This window comes from Ruegeria sp. AI2 (assembly GCF_056541275.1).
Window position 1 is genome coordinate 65,073 of the sequence record NZ_JBQFYB010000004.1, and the last position, 22,355, is coordinate 87,427.

General features: G+C 58.2%; 27 protein-coding genes. 11 read left to right on the forward strand and 16 right to left on the reverse strand.

The annotated features are described in order from the left end of the window. Nucleotides 1–4 precede the first annotated feature (4 nt). The 3 genes from ACR0LL_RS10700 to ACR0LL_RS10710 all read left to right on the forward strand — a co-directional run bounded on the left by ACR0LL_RS10700 (nt 5) and on the right by ACR0LL_RS10710 (nt 1,274). On the forward strand, nt 5–202 hold the full coding sequence (locus ACR0LL_RS10700) for a DUF2783 domain-containing protein (protein WP_209506076.1): 198 nt from the start codon (nt 5–7) through the stop codon (nt 200–202). 11 nt (nt 203–213) lie between these two features. After that, the gene (gene maiA, locus ACR0LL_RS10705; RefSeq protein WP_480586497.1) at nt 214–852 is read left to right on the forward strand and encodes a maleylacetoacetate isomerase; all 639 of its coding nucleotides are present in this window, start codon (nt 214–216) and stop codon (nt 850–852) included. 86 nt (nt 853–938) lie between these two features. After that, nucleotides 939–1,274 carry a DOPA 4,5-dioxygenase family protein gene (locus tag ACR0LL_RS10710; protein ID WP_267365057.1) on the forward strand — a complete coding sequence of 112 codons (336 nt, stop codon included), beginning with the start codon at nt 939–941 and terminating at the stop codon, nt 1,272–1,274. On the opposite strand, the gene ACR0LL_RS10715 is transcribed toward ACR0LL_RS10710, so the two are convergent. Continuing rightward, nucleotides 1,271–2,899, reverse strand: coding sequence for an acyl-CoA synthetase (locus ACR0LL_RS10715; RefSeq protein WP_480586499.1), 1,629 nt, complete (start codon nt 2,897–2,899; stop codon nt 1,271–1,273). The genes ACR0LL_RS10710 and ACR0LL_RS10715 overlap by 4 nt on opposite strands. Nucleotides 2,900–3,120: 221 nt before the next feature. On the opposite strand from ACR0LL_RS10715, the gene ACR0LL_RS10720 reads away from it, so the two are divergent. Then, on the forward strand, nt 3,121–4,512 hold the full coding sequence (locus ACR0LL_RS10720; protein ID WP_209506068.1) for an aminotransferase family protein: 1,392 nt from the start codon (nt 3,121–3,123) through the stop codon (nt 4,510–4,512). 92 nt (nt 4,513–4,604) lie between these two features. Here the strand turns inward: ACR0LL_RS10720 and ACR0LL_RS10725 are convergent, their stop codons facing one another. The 6 genes from ACR0LL_RS10725 to ACR0LL_RS10750 all read right to left on the reverse strand — a co-directional run bounded on the left by ACR0LL_RS10725 (nt 4,605) and on the right by ACR0LL_RS10750 (nt 8,739). Then, complete coding sequence (locus ACR0LL_RS10725) at nt 4,605–5,195, reverse strand: YeeE/YedE thiosulfate transporter family protein (RefSeq protein WP_480586501.1); 591 nt, start codon at nt 5,193–5,195, stop codon at nt 4,605–4,607. 4 nt (nt 5,196–5,199) lie between these two features. Next, the gene (locus tag ACR0LL_RS10730; protein ID WP_480538759.1) at nt 5,200–5,748 is read right to left on the reverse strand and encodes a YeeE/YedE thiosulfate transporter family protein; all 549 of its coding nucleotides are present in this window, start codon (nt 5,746–5,748) and stop codon (nt 5,200–5,202) included. Nucleotides 5,749–5,972: 224 nt separating this feature from the next. Next, nucleotides 5,973–6,338: a 50S ribosomal protein L20 gene (rplT, locus tag ACR0LL_RS10735; RefSeq protein WP_039523695.1), complete on the reverse strand. Its 366-nt coding sequence runs from the start codon at nt 6,336–6,338 to the stop codon at nt 5,973–5,975. A gap of 15 nt (nt 6,339–6,353) precedes the next feature. After that, the gene (rpmI, locus tag ACR0LL_RS10740) at nt 6,354–6,554 is read right to left on the reverse strand and encodes a 50S ribosomal protein L35 (protein WP_010443552.1); all 201 of its coding nucleotides are present in this window, start codon (nt 6,552–6,554) and stop codon (nt 6,354–6,356) included. 183 nt (nt 6,555–6,737) lie between these two features. Beyond that, nucleotides 6,738–8,288, reverse strand: coding sequence for an alanine/glycine:cation symporter family protein (locus ACR0LL_RS10745; protein WP_480483806.1), 1,551 nt, complete (start codon nt 8,286–8,288; stop codon nt 6,738–6,740). A gap of 13 nt (nt 8,289–8,301) precedes the next feature. Further along, the gene (locus tag ACR0LL_RS10750) at nt 8,302–8,739 is read right to left on the reverse strand and encodes a universal stress protein (RefSeq protein ID WP_480586503.1); all 438 of its coding nucleotides are present in this window, start codon (nt 8,737–8,739) and stop codon (nt 8,302–8,304) included. A 208-nt stretch (nt 8,740–8,947) separates the two neighbouring features. Between ACR0LL_RS10750 and ACR0LL_RS10755 the strand changes: the two genes are divergently transcribed. Continuing rightward, nucleotides 8,948–9,382, forward strand: a complete 435-nt coding sequence (locus ACR0LL_RS10755) for an Lrp/AsnC ligand binding domain-containing protein (protein ID WP_480483856.1) — start codon at nt 8,948–8,950, stop codon at nt 9,380–9,382. Nucleotides 9,383–9,414: 32 nt separating this feature from the next. On the opposite strand, the gene pyk is transcribed toward ACR0LL_RS10755, so the two are convergent. Further along, entirely contained in the window at nt 9,415–10,860 is a 1,446-nt protein-coding gene (gene pyk, locus ACR0LL_RS10760; RefSeq protein WP_480586506.1) for a pyruvate kinase, read from the reverse strand. Nucleotides 10,861–11,003: 143 nt separating this feature from the next. On the opposite strand from pyk, the gene ACR0LL_RS10765 reads away from it, so the two are divergent. From ACR0LL_RS10765 to ACR0LL_RS10775, 3 genes are all read left to right on the forward strand, one after another. Then, nucleotides 11,004–11,741, forward strand: a complete 738-nt coding sequence (locus ACR0LL_RS10765) for an N-formylglutamate amidohydrolase (RefSeq protein ID WP_480586509.1) — start codon at nt 11,004–11,006, stop codon at nt 11,739–11,741. Nucleotides 11,742–11,827: 86 nt separating this feature from the next. Then, complete coding sequence (locus tag ACR0LL_RS10770; protein WP_480586512.1) at nt 11,828–12,067, forward strand: DUF6868 family protein; 240 nt, start codon at nt 11,828–11,830, stop codon at nt 12,065–12,067. Between the two features lie 88 nt (nt 12,068–12,155). Next, complete coding sequence (locus ACR0LL_RS10775; RefSeq protein ID WP_267365127.1) at nt 12,156–12,470, forward strand: DUF1244 domain-containing protein; 315 nt, start codon at nt 12,156–12,158, stop codon at nt 12,468–12,470. Nucleotides 12,471–12,513: 43 nt separating this feature from the next. On the opposite strand, the gene ACR0LL_RS10780 is transcribed toward ACR0LL_RS10775, so the two are convergent. From ACR0LL_RS10780 to dgcN, 3 genes are all read right to left on the reverse strand, one after another. Beyond that, nucleotides 12,514–13,374 (reverse strand): D-amino-acid transaminase, encoded by an 861-nt coding sequence (locus ACR0LL_RS10780; protein WP_480586515.1) that lies wholly within the window; start codon nt 13,372–13,374, stop codon nt 12,514–12,516. A gap of 10 nt (nt 13,375–13,384) precedes the next feature. After that, a complete protein-coding gene (gene dgcA, locus ACR0LL_RS10785) occupies nt 13,385–14,350 on the reverse strand; it encodes an N-acetyl-D-Glu racemase DgcA (RefSeq protein ID WP_480586517.1) in 966 nt (321 codons plus the stop codon). Between the two features lie 75 nt (nt 14,351–14,425). After that, nucleotides 14,426–15,427: an N-acetyltransferase DgcN gene (gene dgcN, locus ACR0LL_RS10790; protein ID WP_480586519.1), complete on the reverse strand. Its 1,002-nt coding sequence runs from the start codon at nt 15,425–15,427 to the stop codon at nt 14,426–14,428. 295 nt (nt 15,428–15,722) lie between these two features. On the opposite strand from dgcN, the gene ACR0LL_RS10795 reads away from it, so the two are divergent. Continuing rightward, the gene (locus ACR0LL_RS10795; RefSeq protein ID WP_480586522.1) at nt 15,723–16,685 is read left to right on the forward strand and encodes an L-malyl-CoA/beta-methylmalyl-CoA lyase; all 963 of its coding nucleotides are present in this window, start codon (nt 15,723–15,725) and stop codon (nt 16,683–16,685) included. Between the two features lie 50 nt (nt 16,686–16,735). Here ACR0LL_RS10795 and ACR0LL_RS10800 read toward each other — a convergent pair whose 3' ends face one another. Further along, nucleotides 16,736–17,314 (reverse strand): PA14 domain-containing protein, encoded by a 579-nt coding sequence (locus tag ACR0LL_RS10800; RefSeq protein WP_480586526.1) that lies wholly within the window; start codon nt 17,312–17,314, stop codon nt 16,736–16,738. A 119-nt stretch (nt 17,315–17,433) separates the two neighbouring features. Then, nucleotides 17,434–17,886, reverse strand: a complete 453-nt coding sequence (locus ACR0LL_RS10805; protein WP_480586529.1) for an Lrp/AsnC family transcriptional regulator — start codon at nt 17,884–17,886, stop codon at nt 17,434–17,436. A gap of 73 nt (nt 17,887–17,959) precedes the next feature. Here ACR0LL_RS10805 and ACR0LL_RS10810 point away from each other — a divergent pair, with 73 nt between their 5' ends. Further along, nucleotides 17,960–18,556 carry a LysE family translocator gene (locus ACR0LL_RS10810; protein ID WP_480586531.1) on the forward strand — a complete coding sequence of 199 codons (597 nt, stop codon included), beginning with the start codon at nt 17,960–17,962 and terminating at the stop codon, nt 18,554–18,556. A 185-nt stretch (nt 18,557–18,741) separates the two neighbouring features. Beyond that, nucleotides 18,742–19,704, forward strand: a complete 963-nt coding sequence (locus tag ACR0LL_RS10815) for an acetyl-CoA carboxylase carboxyltransferase subunit alpha (protein ID WP_267366162.1) — start codon at nt 18,742–18,744, stop codon at nt 19,702–19,704. A gap of 3 nt (nt 19,705–19,707) precedes the next feature. Here ACR0LL_RS10815 and ACR0LL_RS10820 read toward each other — a convergent pair whose 3' ends face one another. From ACR0LL_RS10820 to ACR0LL_RS10830, 3 genes are all read right to left on the reverse strand, one after another. Continuing rightward, nucleotides 19,708–20,838, reverse strand: a complete 1,131-nt coding sequence (locus tag ACR0LL_RS10820; protein ID WP_480586534.1) for a lytic murein transglycosylase — start codon at nt 20,836–20,838, stop codon at nt 19,708–19,710. 113 nt (nt 20,839–20,951) lie between these two features. Next, nucleotides 20,952–21,599, reverse strand: a complete 648-nt coding sequence (locus tag ACR0LL_RS10825; RefSeq protein ID WP_480473964.1) for a GntR family transcriptional regulator — start codon at nt 21,597–21,599, stop codon at nt 20,952–20,954. Nucleotides 21,600–21,629: 30 nt separating this feature from the next. Further along, the gene (locus ACR0LL_RS10830; protein WP_480586537.1) at nt 21,630–22,325 is read right to left on the reverse strand and encodes a M48 family metallopeptidase; all 696 of its coding nucleotides are present in this window, start codon (nt 22,323–22,325) and stop codon (nt 21,630–21,632) included. Nucleotides 22,326–22,355 lie beyond the last annotated feature (30 nt).

Genomic DNA, 22,355 nt, shown 5'->3' on the forward strand with positions numbered 1-22,355 from the left:
CCCCATGTCAGACCTGATCCTAACCCCGAACATCAAAAACGCCGATGACTTCTATGCCGAACTTCTGGCCGCGCATGAAGGCCTGGAAAAAGCAGACAGCGACGCGCTGAATGCGCGGCTAGTACTGGTACTGGCCAACCACATCGGTGACAGTACGGTGCTGACGGACGCCCTTCGCGCTGCCGCTTTGACTGACAGTTGACAGGCCCGGGCGTGAGCGAGGTCGTCCTTTATGACTATTGGCGGTCCTCGGCCAGTTACCGGGTGCGGATCGCCCTGAATCTGGCCGGGATCGCGTATCGCCCGGTTGTTGTCGATCTGGTGGGCGGCGCACAAAAGGGCGATGAACATATCGCCCGAAACCCGCAGGGCTTTGTGCCGGTTCTGGATATTGACGAGCTGCGGTTGACGCAATCGCTGGCCATCCTCGACTATCTGGACCGGACCCGGCAGTTGAACCTTCTGCCTGATGATCCGGCGGAACGTGCGCGTGTTCAGGCGCTGGCTTATGCGATCGCCGTCGACATCCACCCAGTCTGCAACCTGTCGGTTGCGCGCTATGCCACGACCCTAAGCCACAACGCCCCCGACATGCCCGGCGACTGGATGCGGCATTTCATCCAACCCGGGTTGCAGGCGTTCGAAACCATGTTGGGGGATTTCGAACAGACCCCCTATTGTGTTGGGTCAAAGCCCGGTCTCGCCGACCTCTGCCTGATCCCGCAGATCTATAACGCACGCCGGTGGCAGGTTGATCTGTCGGATATGCCCCGCCTGCTGCGGGTTGAAGAGGCCTGCGCCGATCACCCCGCCTTTGTCGCGGCGCATCCCGACGCACATGCGCCGCACTAAACCTGCACAGACCCTGTTTGCATGTGCAGCTAGGTTTTTGTCGTTTTGAGCCTTAGCTTTGAGCCAACAAAGCAGATGAGGTTTCTATGCCCGAGATCACCGGTTATCACGCCCATATCTATTTCGATGCCGACACGCAGGACACCGCGCAGCAGGTCTGTGAAGAGGCGGCCCGCCTGTTCCCTGTTCAAATGGGCCGGATGCACGCCCGAAACGTCGGCCCCCATCCGCGCTGGAGCTGCCAGCTGGGCTTTGCCGCTGGGGCGTTCGATCAGGTCATCCCATGGCTGATGCTGAACCGGCAGGGTCTGACGGTCTTCACGCACCCGGAAACCGGTGAACATCTGGAGGATCACCGCGACCGCGCGATCTGGATGGGTGAGATGCTGGCGTTGGACCTGTCGATATTCGACAACCTTTAACCCAGCGCCCGTGCCTGATCCCGCAGAACGAATTTCTGCACCTTGCCGGTTGATGTCTTGGGCAGGGTGCCGAACACCACCGTTTTGGGTGCCTTGAAATGGGCCATCCGGTCGCGACAGAAGGCGATAAGCTCTGCCTCGGTTGCGGCTGCGCCGGGTTTCAACTCGACAAAGGCGCAGGGCGTTTCGCCCCATTTCTCATCGGGACGGGCCACCACGGCAGCCTCCATCACCGCCGGATGCTTGTAGAGGATACCTTCGACCTCGACAGATGAGATATTTTCGCCGCCCGAGATGATGATGTCCTTTGAACGGTCCTTGAGCGCGATATAGCCATCGGGGTGCATGACACCCAGATCACCGGACGCGAACCAGCCACCGTGAAAGGCCTTGTCGGTAGCGTCGGGATTCTTGAGGTATCCTTTCATCACCACGTTGCCCTGCATGAATATCTCACCCATGGTTTCGCCATCAGCCGGAACCGGTTCCAGCGTTTCCGGGTCGGCCACCATCAGTCCGGACAACGCGGTATAGCGCACCCCTTGCCGCACCTTGAGGGCCGCGCGGTCTTCAGGCCCTTTGCTGTTCCATTCTTCTTTCCATGCGCAGACAACCGAAGGCCCATAGGTTTCGGTCAGGCCATAGACATGCGTGACCTCGACACCCATCGCCTCCATCGCTTCGATCACGGCCGCAGGCGGCGGGGCACCTGCCGTCATCACCTTGATCTGGTGGTCAAAGTCCTTCAACTCATCCGGAGCGTGGGCCAGCATGTTCAGAACGATCGGCGCACCGCAGAAATGGGTCACTTTCTCGTCCCGGAAAGCAGCATAGATCGGTTCGGCCCGCACCGCGCGCAAGCAAACGGAAACACCTGCATTGGCTGCCATGGCCCACGGGAAGCACCAGCCGTTGCAGTGGAACATCGGCAGGGTCCACAGATAGACCGAATGCTTGGGCATATCCCAGTCCAGCAAATCCGACTGTGCGTTCAGGGTCGCGCCGCGATGGTGGTAAACCACGCCCTTGGGGTTGCCCGTGGTGCCCGAGGTATAATTCAATGTGATCGCGTCCCATTCGTCCGCTGGTAGTGACCAGTCAAACGCTGGGTCGCCTTCGGCCAGCAGGGCATCATAGGTCAGGCGGCCCAGCTTTTCACCGCCGTCGAAGGTGGGGTCTTCGATATCGATGACCAGAATGTCATGATCGACCTGTTGCAGCGCATCTTTCACCACATCCGAAAACTCGGGGTCGACCAGCAGCGCCTTGGCTTCGGCATGGTTCAGGATGAATGCGACAATCGGCGCATCCAGCCGCGTGTTGATTGCGTTCAGAACAGCGCCCGTCATGGGCACGCCAAAATGCGCCTCGTACATTTCCGGGATGTTGGCCGCGATTATCGAAACGGTATCGCCCCGTCCAATCCCACGCGCTGTCAACGCACTCGCCAGACGCCGGCAACGGGCATAGGTTTCAGCCCAGGAATACCGGCGATCCCCATAAACCACGGATGGATAATCCGGGTAGACCTGCGCCGTCCGTTCAATGAACGTAAGGGGCGACAGGGGTGTGTAATTTGCCTGGCATTTGTCCAAATGACGCTCGTAGATATGTGTCGCTGCCATCCGCTGTCCTCCCGAAACGCAGTTTGGGCGAATTGAGCACAAAGTTCGCGTTCTGACAAACCCGTAGAAATACGGCGGCAAAACTGACTGGCGATACGGGATGATACGATCTGGCCCTATCTACATCCGGGCTTTCGCGGTGATCTGAAGCATCTTAAACACATGCCGGGATGAGGCATTTCCATATCCCGTGCACCGCTTCCTCACTGAAAGGACATGTCATGGACGGCACGTTCAACGAAAACGATCTTTCCCGCGTGGTCGAGGCCGACCGCGCCCATATCTGGCACCATCTGATCCAGCATAAACCCTTTGAAACCAATGACCCACGCATCATTGTCGAGGGCAAGGGCATGCGTGTCTGGGACCAGAAAGGCAAAGAGCACCTGGATGCGGTTTCCGGCGGCGTCTGGACCGTCAACGTCGGCTATGGCCGCGAATCGATCTGCAAGGCGGTTTACGACCAACTGATGAAGCTGTGCTATTTCGCCAATTCGGCCGGTTCGATCCCGGGTGCTCTGTTTGCCGAGCAACTGATCGACAAGATGCCGGGCATGAGCCGGGTCTATTACACCAACTCGGGATCCGAGGCGAACGAGAAGGCGTTCAAGATGGTGCGCCAGATCGCGCACAAAAAATACGGCGGCAAAAAAACCAAGATCCTGTACCGCGATCGGGACTATCACGGCTCGACGCTGGCGACCATGTCGGCAGGCGGTCAGGACGAGCGCACGGCGCAATACGGCCCCTTTGCACCTGATTTCGTGCGCGTGCCGCATTGCATGGAATATCGCAAGCACGAGCTGGATGGCGCACCCGAAGAGAATTTCGGCGAATGGGCCGCAGATCAGATTGAAGCCGTCATCCTGCGCGAAGGCCCCGATACCGTAGGTGCGCTGTGCCTTGAGCCTGTAACAGCGGGTGGTGGTGTAATCGAAGCGCCTGAAGGATACTGGCAGCGTGTGCAGGAGATCTGCAAGAAATACGATGTGCTGCTGCATATCGACGAGGTTGTCTGTGGCGTGGGCCGCACCGGCACGTGGTTCGGGTACCAGCAATACGGTATCAAACCCGATTTCGTGACCATGGCCAAGGGCGTTGCATCGGGTTATGCCGCGATTGCCTGCATGGTCACCACCGAAGAAGTCTTTGACTTGTTCAAAGACGATGCCGCGGACCCGATGAACTATTTCCGCGATATCTCGACCTTTGGGGGGTGCACCGCTGGTCCGGCAGCGGCCATCGAGAACATGCGCATCATTCAGGATGAAAACCTGTTGCAGAACTGCACGGATATGGGCGCGCGCATGACGAACAACCTTCTGGCGCTGATGGACAAGCACAAGGTCATCGGCGATGTGCGCGGCAAGGGCCTGTTCCTGGGGGCCGAACTGGTTGTGGATCGTGGCACCAAAGAGCCGGTGGACGAGAAGCTGGCGCAGGCCGTTACCGCCGACTGTATGGCGCAGGGCGTGATCATCGGCGTGACCAACCGCTCGATCCCCGGTCGCAACAACACGCTGTGCTTCTCGCCTGCGCTGATCGCTACGGCCGACGACATCGACCAGATCACCGACGCGGTTGACGGCGCGCTGGGGCGTGTGTTCGGGTAAGATCACCGATATCGGTTAAAAAAGAAACCGGCGCGTGTTGCGCCGGTTTTTTTGTCGGGATGCCGGTCGTAAATGTGTACGCTCAGCCGTGATTATTCCGCCGCAACACCAACCTTTTCGCCAGTTGCGATCAGGCTGTCCGGAAGAACGAATGCAACCAGAACAAAGACGGCACCTAGTGCGATACCGAGGATATCGCCGGACATTAACAAAACACCTTCGTAAGCGGATCCCGGAACTGTACCCAAGGTGACTTTGCCGCCAGCAATTTCATCGAGCAGACCCGTGGCCTTCCAGGCCGGATATGTCGCCATATAGGCTGCAGCCCCTAACAAACCGCCGACGATGAAGAACAAGGCGTCACGGCGACCGGACGCAGCGGCGCAGACCCCTGTTCCCGGACAGTAGCCCGATGCAGCCCAGCCCGCACCCAGTAGCAATCCGCCAATGAAGACACCAACATAGGCCGATTTCACCGACATATGGCCGACATCCACAAACCCCAGCATCTGCCCGCCGAACATGAGGATCGAACCGGTTCCAATTGCCAGGAGGATCGTTTTCATCAGGTGGAGTCGACGCAGTGTCAACATGCCCACAATCCAATTTGGATTCGCCGCGCCAATCCGGTCAAGCACGGCTCCGAAAGCGGCACCAATGATGATCGCAAGAATGATTTCCATCGCCTTATCCTTTCCGGTAGATCAGCATTGCCGTGGGAATTGCCGCCGCAAATGCCCCGGCTGCAAAGATGTAACCTGACAGGGCTGTCTGCATCATACCGGACATCATGTGACCGGATGTGCACCCTCCTGCCAACCTGGCGCCATAGAGGACGACAAAGCCGCCCAATAGCGCGACCAGGTTTCGGGCCAAGGGCGTATCGCCATAGTTTTCGCGCCAGATCATGGGCAGCTTGCCCTCGCCGCGTTCCAGACCGCCGCGCGCCTTGACCGACAAGAACGCCCCCGCGGCCATAGCCAAAACGAAGACAAAGCTGTAATTTAACGGATTGGATACGTATTTGGCGTATTTGCCGTTGGATTTCGCCATGTATGCGTTGGTTGAACTGTAACCGTCATCCGTCTGCGTCACGAATTCTGAATTGACGGTGTCCGCGATAATTCCGTCAAGGATGACGAATTGGGTCGAAACACCGATCGGCTTCACCAGAAGAACCGCCCCGAAGAACACGAGCCCTAGCAGAACACCTCCAACTTTCCAGTTTAGTGTCATGATTTCACCCTTCTCACTTATATTCATAAAATCATATATAATATGATCCGAGGGCTGTTACATGATCTAGATCAAACCGGCCATGCCTGAAACTGGTTGGCGTCATCCCAATGCACAAGGGGTGGATGTCCTGATCCAAGAAGCGCTTGGAATGCGCCGCATGTTGCAACAAAAAAGACCGCCCCAAGGGGACGGCCTTTCTTTCACTGTCTCTTTTCAGAGGTTCAGGCAGCCAGAGCAGCCTGAGCTTTGGCGACGATCGCGCCGAACGCTTCCGGTTCGTGCACGGCCAGGTCGGCCAGAACTTTGCGGTCCACTTCGATACCGGCCAGGTTCAGACCGTTGATGAAGCGGGAATATGTCAGAGCCTCGTCATGGCTGCGCACAGCAGCGTTGATCCGCTGGATCCACAGCGCGCGGAAGTTGCGCTTGCGGTTCTTGCGGTCGCGGGTCGCGTACTGGTTGGCCTTGTCGACGGCCTGAGTTGCGACTTTGAAGTTGCTCTTGCGACGACCATAATAGCCTTTTGCGGCCTTGATGATCTTCTTGTGACGGGCGTGAGTTACGGTTCCACCTTTAACGCGGGACATCTCTTACATCTCCTCTTAGCGGTCGTAGGGCATGTAGCCCTTGACGATCTTTGCGTCGGGGGCGGACAGGGTGGTGTTGCCACGGGCATCGCGGATGAATTTCTTGGTCCGCTTGATCATGCCGTGCCGTTTGCCGGCCTGGCCAGCAAGGACCTTACCGGTCGCAGTCACCTTGAAGCGCTTCTTGGCGCTTGATTTGGTCTTCATCTTAGGCATTTCCGTCTCCTTTTTCGGGTTCGGTTTCAGACGCGACTCGGCATGCCATCTCGGCCGGTCACGCGATCAGAAGCGCCGTTTACGCAAGTTCGGTCATACTGGCAAGGGGGTTTGGACCAGAATCTACGCTTTTTGCAGGCTGGTCAGGCACCGGGGCGACACAGGCCGCCCCGGTGATTGGATTTAGTGTTCGAATTTGCGGATTTCACCGCTTTTCAGCCTTGCGGAGTAAGACGCCAGTTCCTGCCGCACCACTTTCATCAGGAAGTAGAGGGCAAAGACGTTCACAACCGCCATCGCAAAGATCGCCGCATCCGAGAAGTCGATAACCGGGCCGAGGTTGGCCGCAGCGCCGATCACCACGAAGACGCAGAAGATGACCTTGAAGATCAGCTCTTTTGTGTGTCCTTCTCCGAACAGGTAGGTCCAGGCCTTGAGGCCATAGTAGGACCAGCTGATCATTGTCGAGAAGGCAAACAGGATCACCGCGATCGCAAGGATGTACGGGAACCAGCTGAACGCGCTGGCAAAGGCGGCAGAGGTCAGGCTGACGCCGGAATTGCCATCCACCGTTGCGATGGCGGAACCCGCCTCGTTCAGCATGTAGTTTCCGGTTTCGGGATCGATGATCAGCTGTTGCGTGATGATGATCACCAGTGCCGTCATGGTACAGATCACGACGGTATCGATGAACGGTTCAAGCAGCGATACAAACCCCTCGGTGATCGGTTCCTTGGTCCGAACCGCCGAGTGCGCAATCGCCGCCGAACCCACGCCCGCCTCGTTCGAGAATGCCGCGCGCTTGAAGCCCTGGATCAGCGCGCCGACCATGCCCCCAGCAACACCCAGCCCCGTGAAGGCACCGGCAAAGATTTGACCAAAGGCCCAGCCGATCATGTCCGCATTCATCGCGATGATGACCAGTGCGGTTGCGACATACAGCACACCCATGAACGGCACGACTTTTTCAGTCACCCGAGCGATGGATTTCAGACCGCCAACAATGACCATGAACACGACCGCAGCAAAAACAATACCGGTAATCCAGCCCGGATAGTCGCCAACGATACCCGCGATCTGCTGATGTGCCTGGTTGGCCTGGAACATGTTCCCGCCGCCCAACGCGCCCAGAATACAGAAGATCGAGAACAGCACCGCCAGGATCTTGCCGCCGGGCAGGCCCAACTCGTCAAAGCCCTTGGACATGTAATACATCGGGCCACCTGAAACGGTGCCGTCTTCGTATTCGTTGCGGTATTTCACGCCCAGCGTACATTCGGTGAACTTTGATGCCATGCCCAGAAGGCCCGCAAGGATCATCCAGAAGGTTGCACCCGGCCCACCGATGCCAATGGCAACGGCCACACCCGCGATATTCCCCAGGCCCACAGTGCCGGACAGCGCCGTGGCCAATGCCTGAAAGTGGCTGACCTCGCCCGCGTCGTTGGGATCGGAATAGTCACCTTTGACAAGGCTGATCGCGTGACCAAAGAACCGCAACTGCACAAGCGCGAAATACAGTGTGAAAACCGATGCAGCAATCACCAGCCACATGACGATCCACGGAAAGCTGGTTCCGGGCAGCGGTGCAAAGATGAAGCTGACAAACGGTCCGGTCAGGTTTGCAAAGGCCTGATTGATTTTTTCATCCAGTCCCGGCGCCTCTTGTGCAAGGGCAGGGCTGGCGGCAATGGTGGCGGCCGTTACGGCGCCAAGTGTTTTTAGCGTTCTCATTTTAGCCCTCCCCTCAGTTCACGACCGTAACCGGAACGTCGGCATGCATTACCAGATATTGCGTCGAACTGCCGAACAGGCGTTTCTTGATCCCGTCCGCAGATGCCCGACCCACGACGATTTGCGAGCCTCCGTTTTCGACCGTGATGGCGTTCAGCGTTTCCGCCACATCGCCATGGCGCACAATGCCCTGCGCCTCGAATCCTGCAGTCCTGAGGGCTTCTACAGCAGGTGTCACGACACGCGACATTGCCAGATCAACCTCTTCTTCGCGGCGCTTGTGGCGCTGGGCGTTTTCTTCAGGTGTCTGGAATGTGTAAGGTGACCATTCGATCACATAAGCGACCAGCAAATCGCACGTTCCGATCAGCTTTGCCAAATCCTTGGCAAATGCAATCGCACGCTCGCCGGTTTCAGTCCCGTCGAGTCCTATGACAATCTTTGTTGTCATTTCGTTCCTCCGTTTTTGTTGTTAAGGCCGGGGCCCACGCCCCCGGCAAGGCGGCCGGAACTTGGAACTTTTCAACAAGACCGCCCTTTGGTAAGTATTAGGAATATTCACTAGGGATTGGAGATTTTTTTGGGCCAATTTCAGTGTAATTTGTCGTATTACGCCAAAAATACAGGGAATTTTACTAATTAGCAGAGATTTAGACAATATCGATCAACGCATCCTGCACGAGCTGGAGGCCAATGGCAGGCTCTCGATAGTTGAGTTGGCGGCGCGCGTGAACCTGACCAATACGCCCTGTTCCGAGCGTGTAAAACGACTTGAGAAGAATGGCTATATCAAAGGGTACAGAGCCGTTGTCGACAAAGAAAGAATGGGGCTGGCACTGCTGACCGTGGTGCAGGTATCCTTGGTCGCAACTGCGGAACAATCCCTTGTGAAATTCAATGAAGCCGTTCGGAGTGTTCAGGAAATCGAAAGCTGCCTGATGGTGGCGGGCTCGTTTGATTATCTTCTGACCGTTCGAACGCGCGATATTGCGCATTTCCGGCTGGTGCTGGGCGAGAAGATCAACAAGCTGCCGGGCATACACCAGACCAGCTCTTTTACAGTTATGGAGATTGTAAAAGAGCCGGTTGGCTGACACGACACTCGGGCCCGAGTGTCGGGGTTCGGTTATTCCGGATCCGTGCTGTAGATCAGCCGTTCATCACACGGGGCCACGCGCAGAATGTTAGTCGTGCCCGGTACGTTGAAGGGGACACCGGCCGTAACCACGATCTGATCGGTTTCGGTTGCAAACCCCCCTGCCCGCGCCGCGCGGGCCGCGTTGACCACGGCGCTTTTGAACCGCTGGAGTTCGGGCGTCATGACGCAATTGCAGCCCCAGCTCAGGCAAAGCCTGCGCGCAGTTCCCATCAGCGATGTCATCGCAATGATCGGAACACCGGGACGTTCACGGGCTGTCAATGAGGCGGTGGTTCCGCTTTGCGTAAAGCAGCAGATGGCCTTGATATCGGTCTTTTCAGCAATCTCTCGGGCGGCCGCGACGATGGCATCGGCCACAGTGCTTCCTTTTGCCGTGCGGGACGCGGCGATAATCTGGGAATAGGTCGGGTCGGCCTCGACCTCGATGGCGACCTTATTCATGGTCTGCACAGCCTCAACCGGATAAGCACCTGCCGCCGATTCCGCGCTGAGCATAATGGCGTCCGTGCCCTCATAGATCGCGGTGGCCACATCCGACACTTCGGCGCGGGTGGGCATCGGGCTTTCGATCATGCTTTCCAGCATCTGGGTGGCGACAATGACCGGCTTGGCGGCACTACGACACTTGCGGACCAGCCGCTTCTGAATGGGCGGCACCGCAGATACCGGCAGCTCCACCCCCAGATCGCCCCGCGCCACCATGATACCGTCCGAGGCATCGAGGATGTCGTCGAACGCCTCGACCGCCGCCGGCTTTTCGATCTTCGACAGGATCGCAGCGCGTCCATCAGCCAGCGCCCTGGCCTCGAACACATCCTTGGCGCGTTGCACGAAACTCAGCGCCAGCCAGTCAACGCCCAACTGGCAGACAAACTCAAGATCACCACGGTCCTTCTCCGACAAGGCCGCCAGCGGCAGTACCACATCCGGGACGTTCACACCCTTGCGGTTCGAGATCGTACCACCGACCTCAACTGTGCAATTGGCAAAGTCCTGACCACAATCTTGAACGATCAGACGGATCTTGCCGTCATTGACCAGAAGGCGCGCGCCCGGTTCAAGGGCCGCGAAAATCTCGGGGTGCGGCAGGCACACGCGGGTGGTGTCGCCGGGAGCTGGATCAAGGTCCAGACGGAACGCCGCGCCCTCTTCCAGATCCTCCGCATCATTTGCAAAAACACCAACCCGCAGCTTGGGACCCTGAAGGTCAGCCAGAATGGCAATCGGGCTGTCCAGATCCTTTTCAACCTGCCGAATGATCTTGTGGCGTTCACGTATCTCGTCATGGCTGCCGTGGCTCATGTTCAGACGGAACACATCCGCCCCGGCCTCGTGCAGGGCGCGAATGGTGTCATAGTCACTGGACGCCGGTCCCAGCGTCGCCACGATTTTTACATTTCTCAGGCGTCGCATTGGTCTTGACCTCCTCATGCCGGTTCAGATTGCGCAGATCAGCTTTTGCAAAATGTTACCGCAAACACTGCTGTGGCGCTTATTGCGCAATTCCCTTTTTAAAGCAACTGCCCTACACCTGCGACAAACTAGATGACAGGCTTATGACTTACACCCCGTTTTTTGTTCACGGCGCGGATCGCCCGTCCCGATGGCTGATCACATGCGACCACGCAACCAACATCGTTCCTCCCGAGGTCAATGACGGAGACCTTGGCCTGCCGCGCGAGGATATGGAGCGCCATATCGCCTATGATGTCGGCGCGTATGAGGTATCAAAGCATCTGGGCGAGATTCTGAACGCACCGGTGATCGCCGCCAATTTCTCGCGCCTCGTAATTGACCCGAACCGAGGGGAAGATGACCCCACGCTGTTGATGAAACTGTATGACGGGTCGATCATTCCCGGCAACCGCCATGCCGATGCCGCCGAGCGCGAACACCGCCTGAACATGTGTTATCGCCCCTACCACACAGCGTTGTCCGAGATGGCAGCACTGCCACATGCGGTAATTGTTTCGATGCATTCCTTCACGCGTCAGCTGCGCGGACGTGATCCGCGTCCGTGGCACATTGGTGTGCTGCACACGCCGGACGAGCGGTTCTCGCGTCCTTTGATCGAACGGCTGCAACAGGAAGATGACCTGTGCGTTGGTGTCAATCAACCCTATACCGGCGTTTTGTCGGGTGATGCGATTGACAAGCACTGCACCGCTTTTGGCCGTCCCAATGCATTGATCGAGCTACGCAACGACCTGATCACCGACCATGACGGGCAACGGCATTGGGCCGAGCGGCTGGCGATAATCCTGCAAGAAGCGTTGGACACTAGCGACCTTTGACCGCAAGGTTTGCAGGGACGTTCCACCCCTCACGCCATTGTGAGCAATGCCTCTGATCCCCATATAATGCGGGAAAGGGGATCGTCATGACACATGAGTTTCTGACAACGTTTTTCGGTTGGATGGCCACGCTTAATATCGCGGTTTTGCTGTTCACCACCGTCATGATACTGCTTTTGCAGGACTGGATCGCTGACATTCACGGCAGGATGTTTCAGATGGATCGCGCCGACGTGAAACGTGCCTATTTCAGATACCTTGCCAACTACAAGATCCTGACACTGATCTTTTGCATCGTGCCCTGGCTGGCCTTGAAACTGATGTAGATACCGCTGACCACAAGCGCCGTTGTTGTAACGACACGGCAGGATTGTTAGGTCAGACGCAATACACACTGCCTTCCGGAGCCACATGATGGACAAGCAAACCGAAATCGAACTTCAGGCTGCCGCCTTTCGTCGGCTGCAAAAGCACCTGATGGAAGACCGCACCGATGTGCAGAACATCGACATGATGAATCTGGCCGGGTTCTGCCGCAACTGCCTGTCACGCTGGTATCAGGAAGCGGCCAATGAAAAGGGGATCGAGATGGGCAAGGACGAGGCCCGAGAACTTTTCTACGGCATGACCATGGATGAATGGAAAGCCAATTATCAAACCGAGGCCAGCGCTGAAAAACAGGCCGCCTTCAAGGTCGCGTTTGAAGAGAATGTAACGAAAAAGGGCTAGGCCCAATACGAAATAGGCCCGCCAGATTGGCGGGCCTTTTTCTTTAGATCGCCGCCTTGCGGCTTTCGTCCAGATAAATCTCGCGCAAGCGTTTTGCAATCGGCCCCGGCGTACCGTCACCCAGCGCAACTCCGTCGATTTCAACCACCGGCATTACAAAGGCACTGGCCGAGGTGGTGAATGCCTCGTCCGCCTCTTTGGCTTCGTCGATGGTGAACAGGCGCTCTTCGATTTCCATCTGCGCCTCAGCCGCCATGCGCAGCACGGCCTTTCGGGTGATGCCGTGCAGGATATCGTTGGACAGCGGGCGGGTGACAATCTTGCCGTTTTTGACGAAATAGGCGTTGTTGCTGGTGCCCTCGGTCACATAGCCGTCCTCGACCAGCCATGCGTCGTCGCAACCTGCCTTCTTGGCCATCATCTTGCCCATCGACGGGTAGAGCAATTGCACCGTTTTGATGTCGCGGCGGCCCCAGCGGATGTCTTCGATCGAGATGATCTTGGCGCCTTTCCTTGCCGCCGGACTGTCAGCCAGCCCCGGCTTGTTCTGCGTGAACAGAACGAGGCTGGGCTGGGTATCTGCCGACGGAAACACGAAATCCCGGTCGCCATCGCTGCCGCGCGAAACCTGCAGATAGACCAAACCTTCCTCGATACCGTTCAGCTCAATCAGCTTACGGTGGATTTCCAACAGTTCATCCTTGGTGCAGGGCTCGGCCATCTCCAGCTCGTCCAGCGAGCGCTTCAGACGGACTGAGTGACCTTCGAAGTCGATTAGCTTGCCGTCCAGCACACTGGTGACTTCGTAAACCGCGTCCGCAAACAGGAAGCCACGGTCAAAAATGGAAACCTTGGCCTCGGTCTCCGACAGATATTCGCCATTTACGTAAACGGTGCGGGTCATGTTCGTCTCCTCAACCCCAAAGTGCGGCCGCAGGCGGGTGCACTCCGGCGTCGTCAAAATCCAGCGGGGTGTCGCGGTCTTCGGCCAACAGAAGCGGGCCGTCAAGGTCCGTTACCATTGCACCCTGCGCCAGCAATGTCGCAGGTGCCATGGCAAGCGAGCTGCCGACCATACATCCCACCATAATGTCATAGCCTTCGGCAATCGCCGCTTTGCGCAACTCCAGCGCCTCGGTCAGGCCCCCGGTCTTGTCGAGCTTGATGTTGATGACATCATATTTGCCCTTCAACTTCGGCAGGCTGGCGCGGTCATGGCAGGACTCGTCAGCACAGACTGGCACCGGGCGCTTCATCCCGATCAATGCGTCGTCATCTCCTGCGGGCAAGGGCTGTTCCACCAACGCCACGCCCAGCCGCACCAGATGCGGCGCGAGGTCGGCGTAAACCTCGGCCGACCAGCCTTCGTTCGCATCCACAATGATCTTGGAGTTCGGAGCCCCTGCTCGCACTGCCTCAAGCCGGGGCATATCATCGGGCGTGCCCAGCTTGATCTTCAGAAGCGGGCGATGCGCGTTCCCGGCGGCCTGCGCCTGCATTGCCTCGGGGGTGTCCAGCGACAATGTATAGGCGGTGATCTCGGGGCCGGGCTTGGGCAGACCTGCCAGGTCCCAGGCGCGTTTGCCGGTTCGTTTGCACTCCAGATCCCACAGGGCGCAATCCACGGCGTTCCGCGCGGCACCTGCTGGCAGCAGATCCATCAGCGACCGGCGGGTGACATCCGCGGGCAGACCGGCAATCTCGGCCTCAACGGACTCCAGCGTTTCGTCATAACGCGCATAAGGAACGCATTCGCCCCAGCCCTGATGAGTTCCGTCCGACACCCGAACCGTCAGCACCTTTGCTTCGGTCCGCGACCCGCGCGAGATCGTGAAGACCTGCGCCAGCCGGAACACATCGCGAGAAACCTCAATCTGCACGCACCCGTTCCTTCATCTTTTCCCAAATACTCACGCCGGAGGCGAAACAGCCCCGCCACCGGCGCGTTGTTCAGATCACATTGCGGCCAGCGCGTCCACCAGCTTGCCCGAACCAAAGCGGAACGGGTCGGTCGCAGGCAGGCCCATATCCGCTTCGATCTTGGCCAGGTAGGCGGTCGCCTCAGCCTCGGACATGTGCTGCGTGTTGACCGAAACGCCAACAACCTGACAATCCGGGTTTGCCACTTTGGCCAGCGCCAGCGCGGTGTCGCGCAGGGCTTCCAATGTCGGCAGTTGATAGGTTGGCAAGCCGCGCATATGCGCACGGGTCGGTTCATGGCTCAGGATCAGCGCGTCCGGCTGGCCGCCATGGATCAGTGCCATGGTCACGCCGGAATAGGATACGTGGAACAATGATCCCTGCCCTTCGATCAGATCCCAGTGATCCTCGTCATTGTCCGGTGTCAGCCATTCGACCGAACCAGCCATGAAATCGGCAATGACTGCGTCCAGCGGCACACCGTCACCGGTGATCAGGATGCCGGTCTGGCCGGTCGCGCGGAAGGTCGATTTCATCCCGCGCTCACGCATCTCGGCGTCCATCGCCAGCGCGGTATACATCTTGCCAACCGAACAGTCTGTTCCGACGGCCAGACACCGCTTGCCCTTGCGTTTGATCCCGTTTGCGATCGGGTAATCGATCTCGGGCACCCGTACATCGTGCAGTTTTCGTCCTGTTGCTTCGGCAACCGCTACCAGGTCGGGCTCATCCCGCAGCAGATTATGCAACCCCGAGGCCAGGTCGAACCCTTCCTCAAGCGCCATAACCAGAACCTTTTTCCAGTCCTGGCTGATCACACCGCCGCGGTTTGCCACGCCGATCACCAGCGTCTTGGCTCCGGCTTCTTTCGCTTCGGTCAGGGTCATGTCAGTCAGGCCCAGATCGGCCTTGCAGCCATCCATTCGATACTGGCCCACGGCGTTTTCCGGACGCCAGTCCTTGATCCCAACAGCCACTTTGGCCGCTAATTGGTCGGGCGCATCGCCCAGGAACAGCAGGTACGGTGTCTCGATCATTGCGGTCACTCCTTTGATTCCGGGGCAGGCTAGAGAAGCGGCAAAACGAGCGCTTCGCGTTTTGGCCCGTCAACCACGAGCTATGCGCGAGTTTCTTGTGCAATATTCGCAATATGCGCAAAAATCTTCGAAGTTTTCAAAATGATTAAACTTTAATCGCCCCAGTCGGGCAGTTTTGAAGCCGCTTTCTGCAACCGCATTGCCGCAGATGCACAATCGCTCTTGCGCCGCACCACGCAATTTAATACCTCATTGAGCAGAAAAATCGTAATTTCATTACTCAGACGAGGTCCAGATGAGCTTTCGCATCCAACCTGCCGCACCAGCGCGCCCCAATCGCTGTCAGCTGTTTGGCCCGGGGTCGAACACCAAACTGTTCCCGAAGATGGCAGCATCCGCCGCAGATGTGATCAACCTCGATCTTGAAGACTCGGTTGCACCTTCGGACAAGGATGCGGCCCGCGCCAATGTCATCGAAGCACTGAACACCGTGGATTGGGGCAACAAATACATGTCCGTTCGCATCAACGGATTGGACACCCCGTACTGGTATCGCGACGTTGTCGATGTACTGGAACAAGCGGGCGACCGTCTGGATCAGATCATGATCCCCAAAGTCGGCTGCGCGGCGGATGTCTATGCGGTGGACGCACTGGTCACTGCCATTGAACGCGCCAAAGGTCGTGCCAAACCGATCAGCTTCGAGGTTATCATCGAATCCGCAGCTGGCATCGCCCATGCCGAAGAAATCGCGGCCTCCTCGCCCCGTTTGCAGGCTATGAGCCTGGGAGCTGCGGATTTTGCTGCCTCGATGGGGATGCAGACAACCGGCATCGGCGGCACGCAGAAAAATTATTACATGCTGCACGAGGGTGCAAAACACTGGTCCGACCCATGGCATTGGGCACAGGCCGCCATCGTTGCCGCGTGCCGCACCCATGGCGTGCTGCCAGTCGACGGACCCTTCGGTGATTTCAGCGATGACGATGGGTACATTGCGCAGGCCAAACGCTCGGCCACGCTGGGCATGGTCGGTAAATGGGCCATACATCCCAAGCAGATCGCGCTGGCCAATCAGGTGTTCACCCCATCAGAAGAAGCCGTGTCAGAGGCCCGCGAAATCCTCGCAGCGATGGAGCAGGCCAAAGCCAATGGCGAAGGTGCGACAGTTTACAAAGGACGTCTGGTCGACATCGCGTCGATCAAGCAGGCCGAGGTGATCGTGGCACAGGCCGAACTGATCGCAGCCAACGGCTGAGAAATAAAAAAGGCGCCTGACCCGGCGCCTTTTTCAGGTGTTTTCTGGCGTCACCGCCCAAAGACAGCATTCGGTGTCCAGGTGAACCTTTCGCCCTGTTTGCCCGATTTCATCATCAGGCAAGATGTTCCAAGCTTCTGGAAATAGATAATCTTGAGCGGGTACCACCCGGCCTTGGGCACTTCGACTTCGGTCCGCTGGTTGGCCTCGCACCCCTGAATGCCCGTGACATAGCCGATATTCTGGCCTCCGACGAATGCTTCTATTCCGTCATTCGACCAGGTTTCCAACTCGTAAATCCCCGGCGAATCGAACCGCATGTACCCCGTAATTTCGGCAGCAACATTATAAGCGCTGTCGAATGTCATAACATCGTCACCCTGACTGGTGTCCCTGTAATCCAAACCTCGCAGCGGTTGCCCAGGCTGTGCTTTGGACAACATGCTTTTTGCCTGACTCAGATCGCGAATCTTCTTGTGTTGATTACCTGTACCAACATATTTCACATTCAGCCCCGCCTTCGGAGAAGGCTGCGGGTTGGCAGGTTGCAGTTTAAGCGGGGCAGACAAGGCGGCCCCGGCAACCATTGACAAGGCAACTGCGGCCACCACTGTTCGAACGCGTTTCATCGTAATCTCCCTGTTTGCGTGCCGTTATGGCTGTGCATATCCCCTGGCAACGTCATTTCCACGACATTAGGCCGTGAGTTTTCGCCCTGCAAGTGAGTGTGCCTTCACAATTCAAGACGTCACGCCCGTAAATTCTTGGGCGAACCCATAACCACATAGGATGTGATCGAGGTGACATGCGGCAGCGTTCCCAACACCTCGGTATGGAAGGTCTTGTAAGACGGCAGGTCTGCACATTCGACCCGCAGCAAGTATTCGATTGTTCCTGTTATGTTGTGGCACTCGACAACTTCCGGCGCTTGTTGGAGCGCGCGTTCAAACCCCTCCTGCGCGGCCTTTGTATGCTCGCCCAGCCCTACACCGATGTAGGCGACAAAGCCGATACCCATCGCCGCCGGGTCCAGAACCGCGCGATACCCCGTGATCAACCCAGTCTTTTCAAGCTCTTGCACGCGGCGCAGACAAGCAGAAGGGGAAAGGCCCACACGCTTGGCCAGATCCAGATTGCTGATCCGTCCGTCGCGAGATAGCTCTTGCAATATCTGGCGGTTTATTCGGTCATTTTTCACCATTGATTGCACAATTACAGGAAACACGCACAAAAAAGCAATTTCATTTGCCGCAGCGCGGACAATACTTCGCTCCATGACTTATGACATCCTGATGGCCCTGATCGCCTTTGCCTTCGTAACCTCGATCACACCGGGGCCGAACAACCTGATGCTGATGGCTTCGGGGGCGAATTTCGGCTTCCGACGCTCGATCCCGCATATGTTGGGCATTGGGCTTGGCTTTACCTTCATGGTGATGCTTGTCGGGGCCGGTCTGGTGCAGGTCTTTGACCGGTATCCCGTCAGCTATACGGTGTTGAAAGTCCTGTCGGTGATCTATCTGCTCTATCTGGCCTGGAAGATCGCGCATGCCGCGCCGGCAAACAGCGCCGAGGCCACCGGCGTGCCCATGACATTTCTGCAAGCCGCAGCGTTTCAATGGGTAAACCCAAAAGCCTGGGCCATGGCCCTGACCGCCACCACGGCCTATACGCCAGATCGGACGATGTATGCGATTGCCATCGTTGCGTTTGTCTTCGGAGCCGTCAACTTACCATCCGTCAGCACATGGACCGTTTTGGGACAGCAGATGGCCCGGATGCTGACGAACCCGCGCCGATTGGTCGTATTCAACTGGACAATGGCTGTGCTGCTTGTGGTTTCGCTCTATCCCGTGCTTTGGCCGGGGTGAATTTCCTCAAAGGTCGATTTCAGCGATTGTTTTGCTGGGCATGTCAGGAATGTGCTGGCAAGCAAACGAATCTCTTAATCTGATCAACGGCTTTTGACATGAAAGATGCCGCTTCCGTGTCATCTAGTTGCATCTGAGGCCAGCCAGCGGCATATAGCTAGGAAATTTCACGCAGATGAGGCGTCATGACCCAGTATCTGGATTTCGAAAAACCGCTGGCCGAGATCGAAGGCAAAGCTGAAGAGCTGCGCGCGCTGGCCCGTGCCAACGAAGAAATGGATGTGGCCGAAGAAGCCGCCGCGCTGGATGCCAAAGCCTCCAAGCTGCTGGATGAACTCTATCGCGACCTGACACCGTGGCGGAAGTGCCAGGTGGCGCGTCACCCGGAACGCCCGCATTGCAAGGATTACGTGGACGCATTGTTCACCGAGTTCACACCGCTGGCTGGTGACCGGAACTTTGCCGACGATCTGGCCGTTATCGGTGGTCTTGCGCGCTTTAACGATCAGCCGGTAATGGTGATCGGCCACGAAAAGGGCAGCGATACCAAGTCGCGGATCGAACGCAATTTCGGGATGGCCCGCCCCGAGGGGTATCGCAAGGCCGTGCGTCTGATGGAGATGGCCGGGCGTTTTGGCCTGCCTGTCATTACCCTGATCGACACCGCTGGTGCCTATCCCGGCAAAGGAGCCGAGGAGCGCGGTCAATCCGAGGCGATTGCCCGGTCGACTGAGATGTGCCTGAAAATCGGCGTGCCGCTGGTTTCGGTCATCATTGGCGAAGGCGGCTCGGGCGGCGCTGTGGCGTTTGCGACCGCTAACCGCGTGGCGATGCTGGAGCATTCGGTCTATTCGGTGATCTCGCCGGAAGGCTGTGCATCGATCCTGTGGAAAGATGCCGAAAAGATGCGTGAAGCGGCCGAAGCGCTGCGTTTAACCGCTCAGGATTTGCACAAACTGGGTGTGTGTGACCGGATCATCCCGGAACCCAAGGGTGGCGCACATCGCGATCGCCCGTCAACGGTTGAATCGGTGCGCGCGGCCATCACCGCCATGTTGGCGGAATTGGACGGCAAGGATGGGGCGGCCCTGATAAAAGACCGCCGTCAGAAATTCCTTGATATCGGGTCGAAAGGGCTGGCGGCGTAACCGTCAGCCACCCAACCTGCGCAACAACGCAACCGAAGGCTCACCTGTCACGGGCAGTCCGTTGGCGCTTTGATAAGCGCTGATGGCTGTGGCGGTGTTGTTTCCGATCACGCCATCTGCGCCCTGCGTGTCATACCCCGCAGATGTCAGGCGGCGCTGCAATTCCTTGCGGTCGTCCAGCGTCAGCCCGTTTGCATCCGGCCCGAACGAGGCCTGAAACGGCGCGCCGCCCGCGATCCTGTCCGCCAGATGACCGACACCAATCGCGTAGCTGTCCGAGTTGTTGTAGCGTTTGATCACCTGGAAATTGCGAAACACAGCGATGCGGGGCCCGGGTGTTTGCGGCTGCAACACGGCTACCGGAGCACCGGATACACGCCCCGCCTCTCCGCCCCAAGGTTGGCCCCGCACCCAACCTGCACGCGCCAGATAAGCCGCCGTCGAGGCCAGCGCATCTGTCGGATCATCTGACCAGATGTCGCGCCGCCCGTCGCCGGTGAAATCCACGGCATAGGCAAGATACGAGGTCGGAATGAACTGCGTGTGTCCCATCGCCCCGGCCCAACTGCCGATCATATCGGCAGGCGTGGTATCGCCGTTCTGGAGGATCTTCATCGCCGCGATCAGCTGGCTTTCAAAAAACTGCCCGCGCCGGCCATCATAAGCCAGCGTCGACAACGCCGATACAACAGGCACATCACCGCGGCGCGCGCCATAGCGGCTTTCCAGCCCCCAGACGGCCACGACGATTTCCTTGTCCACGCCATATTGCGCCTCGATCCGCGACAGAATGCCGTTATGTTGCCGCAGCATCTGCTGGCCGGTGCTGATCCGCTCGTCCGACGCCGCGATGGCTAGGTAATCTTCGAGGCTGCGCTTGAATTCGACCTGATTTCGGTCGCGTTCGATTACGTCGGGCAAATACCCAGCCCCCTGAAAGGCGCGGTCAACGGTTGCCCGAGATATTCCCTGCGACACTGCCCTGCCCTTGAAACCGGCAACCCAGGCATCCCACCCTGCATTGGGAACAGCCCGCATCCGGGTTGCAGGCGTGCCGGACGGAGCGGCACCGCCCGTGCAGGCGGCCAAAAGCGTTGATCCGAGGCAAATGGAAAAGGTCCGGCGAGTGATCATGGTTTGGGTCTGCTCTTGTTTGTGATTTGCCGCAAGAGTAACCCAGCCGGGTTACACAGGCCAGAACAGTGACACCTTGGACGGGCGCTTTAACGATGTCGGCAGGAAGCCGCTCAGCTGACCAGCAAACGCAGCCCTTGTGTCACATCCGAGCGCACTGCCAGCCGCAATCCCGGCTCGTCCCCGGCCTTAAGCGCGGCGATGATCAGCTTGTGGTAATGTGGCGGCTCTGCGCGCCTGAGACGTCCGTAAAGCGCCCGCATCGTCGGCCCAAGCTGCAGCCAGACGGTTTCAGCAATGGCCAGCATCGCAGGAGCCTGAGCGCGCAGATACAGGGTTCTGTGAAATTCCAGGTTCGAACGTATATAGCCAACCGCATCCCGTTTGGTCACCATCTCGGCAACTGTCATGTTGATGCTCTGCAACCTATCGATCAGGGCCATGTGTGCCCTGGGCAAGGCCCGGCTTGCCAGTTCGACCTCAAGCAAGGCGCGCAAGGCAGCCAGTTCCTCAATCCGGTCATTCGTCAGCTCTGGGGTCGATACCCGGCCCGAGGTGGACAGGAACAATGCCCCTTCTGCGGCCAGGCGGCGCACCGCCTCTCGCGCCGGGGTCATTGAGACGCCGAACTCCTTGCCGATGCCCCGCAGGGTCAGGGCCTGCCCCGGTGCCATCTCACCATGCATGATCCGGGATCGCAGTGCCCGGTACACCCGGTCATGTGTTGCGGTCTGGGTTTCAGAAGGGCGTGCGGTCAACATATGCTCATGTGATCACAAAAAGGCGCCACGTCAACTCGGCTCGGTATCAAATCTGTAGCGATGCAACTCGGCCCCGTTGTCGCGCAACCAGCGGCGGGGCGGCTTATACGGGCCAAATATCTTTTCGACCTGCGCCCAGAAGGCAGGCGAGTGGTTCATCTCGGCAAGATGTGCCACCTCATGTGCCGCGACATAGTGCAACACATCAGGAGGCGCCAGAATAAGGCGCCACGAAAACATCAATCCGCCATGCGAGCTGCACGACCCCCAACGCGACCGCGTGTCACGCAGGCTGAGTGTCGTGTACGAACGCCCCAGCATGGCTGCATAATCATCACAGGCTCCGGTCAACCGGTCCCGCGCCAGTTCCTTCAGGAACCGGCCCAACCTGCGGGCCTCGGCCCCTGTGGGCACGGCAACCTCATCTGCATTCAGCAAAACCCGCCGCCCGGTTGCAGGAACGATTCGGCGCGCTTTCCCTTCGATCGGGATTACTTGCCCAAACTGCACGGTGGCCATATCGGGCCGACCCTGAAGATGCTGCCGGATCCACCCTTCTTTGGTGCGCGCAAAACTCAAGGCCTCAGATTCCGGCACGCCATTCGGGTAAGTCAACGTTACGCGCCCATCCAACTGAGAGATCCGCAGGCTGATACGCCGCGCCCGAGCCGATTTGCGCAATCTCAGTGGCACCGGCGGTGTCCCTGGCAATGCGTGCTCTCCCATATCGTGACCTCTCTTGCGCAAAGACTTTGA

Coding starts and splice junctions, on each gene's coding strand:
- rplT (WP_039523695.1), bottom strand. CDS start 6,338: ATGTCCCGCGTTAAAGGTGGAACCGTAACTCACGCCCGTCACAAGAAG.
- ACR0LL_RS10825 (WP_480473964.1), bottom strand. CDS start 21,599: ATGTTGACCGCACGCCCTTCTGAAACCCAGACCGCAACACATGACCGG.
- ACR0LL_RS10700 (WP_209506076.1), top strand. CDS start 5: ATGTCAGACCTGATCCTAACCCCGAACATCAAAAACGCCGATGACTTC.
- ACR0LL_RS10815 (WP_267366162.1), top strand. CDS start 18,742: ATGACCCAGTATCTGGATTTCGAAAAACCGCTGGCCGAGATCGAAGGC.
- ACR0LL_RS10805 (WP_480586529.1), bottom strand. CDS start 17,886: ATGGTGAAAAATGACCGAATAAACCGCCAGATATTGCAAGAGCTATCT.
- ACR0LL_RS10810 (WP_480586531.1), top strand. CDS start 17,960: ATGACTTATGACATCCTGATGGCCCTGATCGCCTTTGCCTTCGTAACC.
- ACR0LL_RS10720 (WP_209506068.1), top strand. CDS start 3,121: ATGGACGGCACGTTCAACGAAAACGATCTTTCCCGCGTGGTCGAGGCC.
- rpmI (WP_010443552.1), bottom strand. CDS start 6,554: ATGCCTAAGATGAAGACCAAATCAAGCGCCAAGAAGCGCTTCAAGGTG.
- ACR0LL_RS10715 (WP_480586499.1), bottom strand. CDS start 2,899: ATGGCAGCGACACATATCTACGAGCGTCATTTGGACAAATGCCAGGCA.
- ACR0LL_RS10775 (WP_267365127.1), top strand. CDS start 12,156: ATGGACAAGCAAACCGAAATCGAACTTCAGGCTGCCGCCTTTCGTCGG.
- ACR0LL_RS10800 (WP_480586526.1), bottom strand. CDS start 17,314: ATGAAACGCGTTCGAACAGTGGTGGCCGCAGTTGCCTTGTCAATGGTT.
- ACR0LL_RS10780 (WP_480586515.1), bottom strand. CDS start 13,374: ATGACCCGCACCGTTTACGTAAATGGCGAATATCTGTCGGAGACCGAG.
- ACR0LL_RS10750 (WP_480586503.1), bottom strand. CDS start 8,739: ATGACAACAAAGATTGTCATAGGACTCGACGGGACTGAAACCGGCGAG.
- ACR0LL_RS10770 (WP_480586512.1), top strand. CDS start 11,828: ATGACACATGAGTTTCTGACAACGTTTTTCGGTTGGATGGCCACGCTT.
- ACR0LL_RS10820 (WP_480586534.1), bottom strand. CDS start 20,838: ATGATCACTCGCCGGACCTTTTCCATTTGCCTCGGATCAACGCTTTTG.
- dgcN (WP_480586519.1), bottom strand. CDS start 15,427: ATGATCGAGACACCGTACCTGCTGTTCCTGGGCGATGCGCCCGACCAA.
- ACR0LL_RS10795 (WP_480586522.1), top strand. CDS start 15,723: ATGAGCTTTCGCATCCAACCTGCCGCACCAGCGCGCCCCAATCGCTGT.
- ACR0LL_RS10710 (WP_267365057.1), top strand. CDS start 939: ATGCCCGAGATCACCGGTTATCACGCCCATATCTATTTCGATGCCGAC.
- ACR0LL_RS10730 (WP_480538759.1), bottom strand. CDS start 5,748: ATGACACTAAACTGGAAAGTTGGAGGTGTTCTGCTAGGGCTCGTGTTC.
- ACR0LL_RS10830 (WP_480586537.1), bottom strand. CDS start 22,325: ATGGGAGAGCACGCATTGCCAGGGACACCGCCGGTGCCACTGAGATTG.
- ACR0LL_RS10765 (WP_480586509.1), top strand. CDS start 11,004: ATGACTTACACCCCGTTTTTTGTTCACGGCGCGGATCGCCCGTCCCGA.
- pyk (WP_480586506.1), bottom strand. CDS start 10,860: ATGCGACGCCTGAGAAATGTAAAAATCGTGGCGACGCTGGGACCGGCG.
- ACR0LL_RS10725 (WP_480586501.1), bottom strand. CDS start 5,195: ATGGAAATCATTCTTGCGATCATCATTGGTGCCGCTTTCGGAGCCGTG.
- ACR0LL_RS10745 (WP_480483806.1), bottom strand. CDS start 8,288: ATGAGAACGCTAAAAACACTTGGCGCCGTAACGGCCGCCACCATTGCC.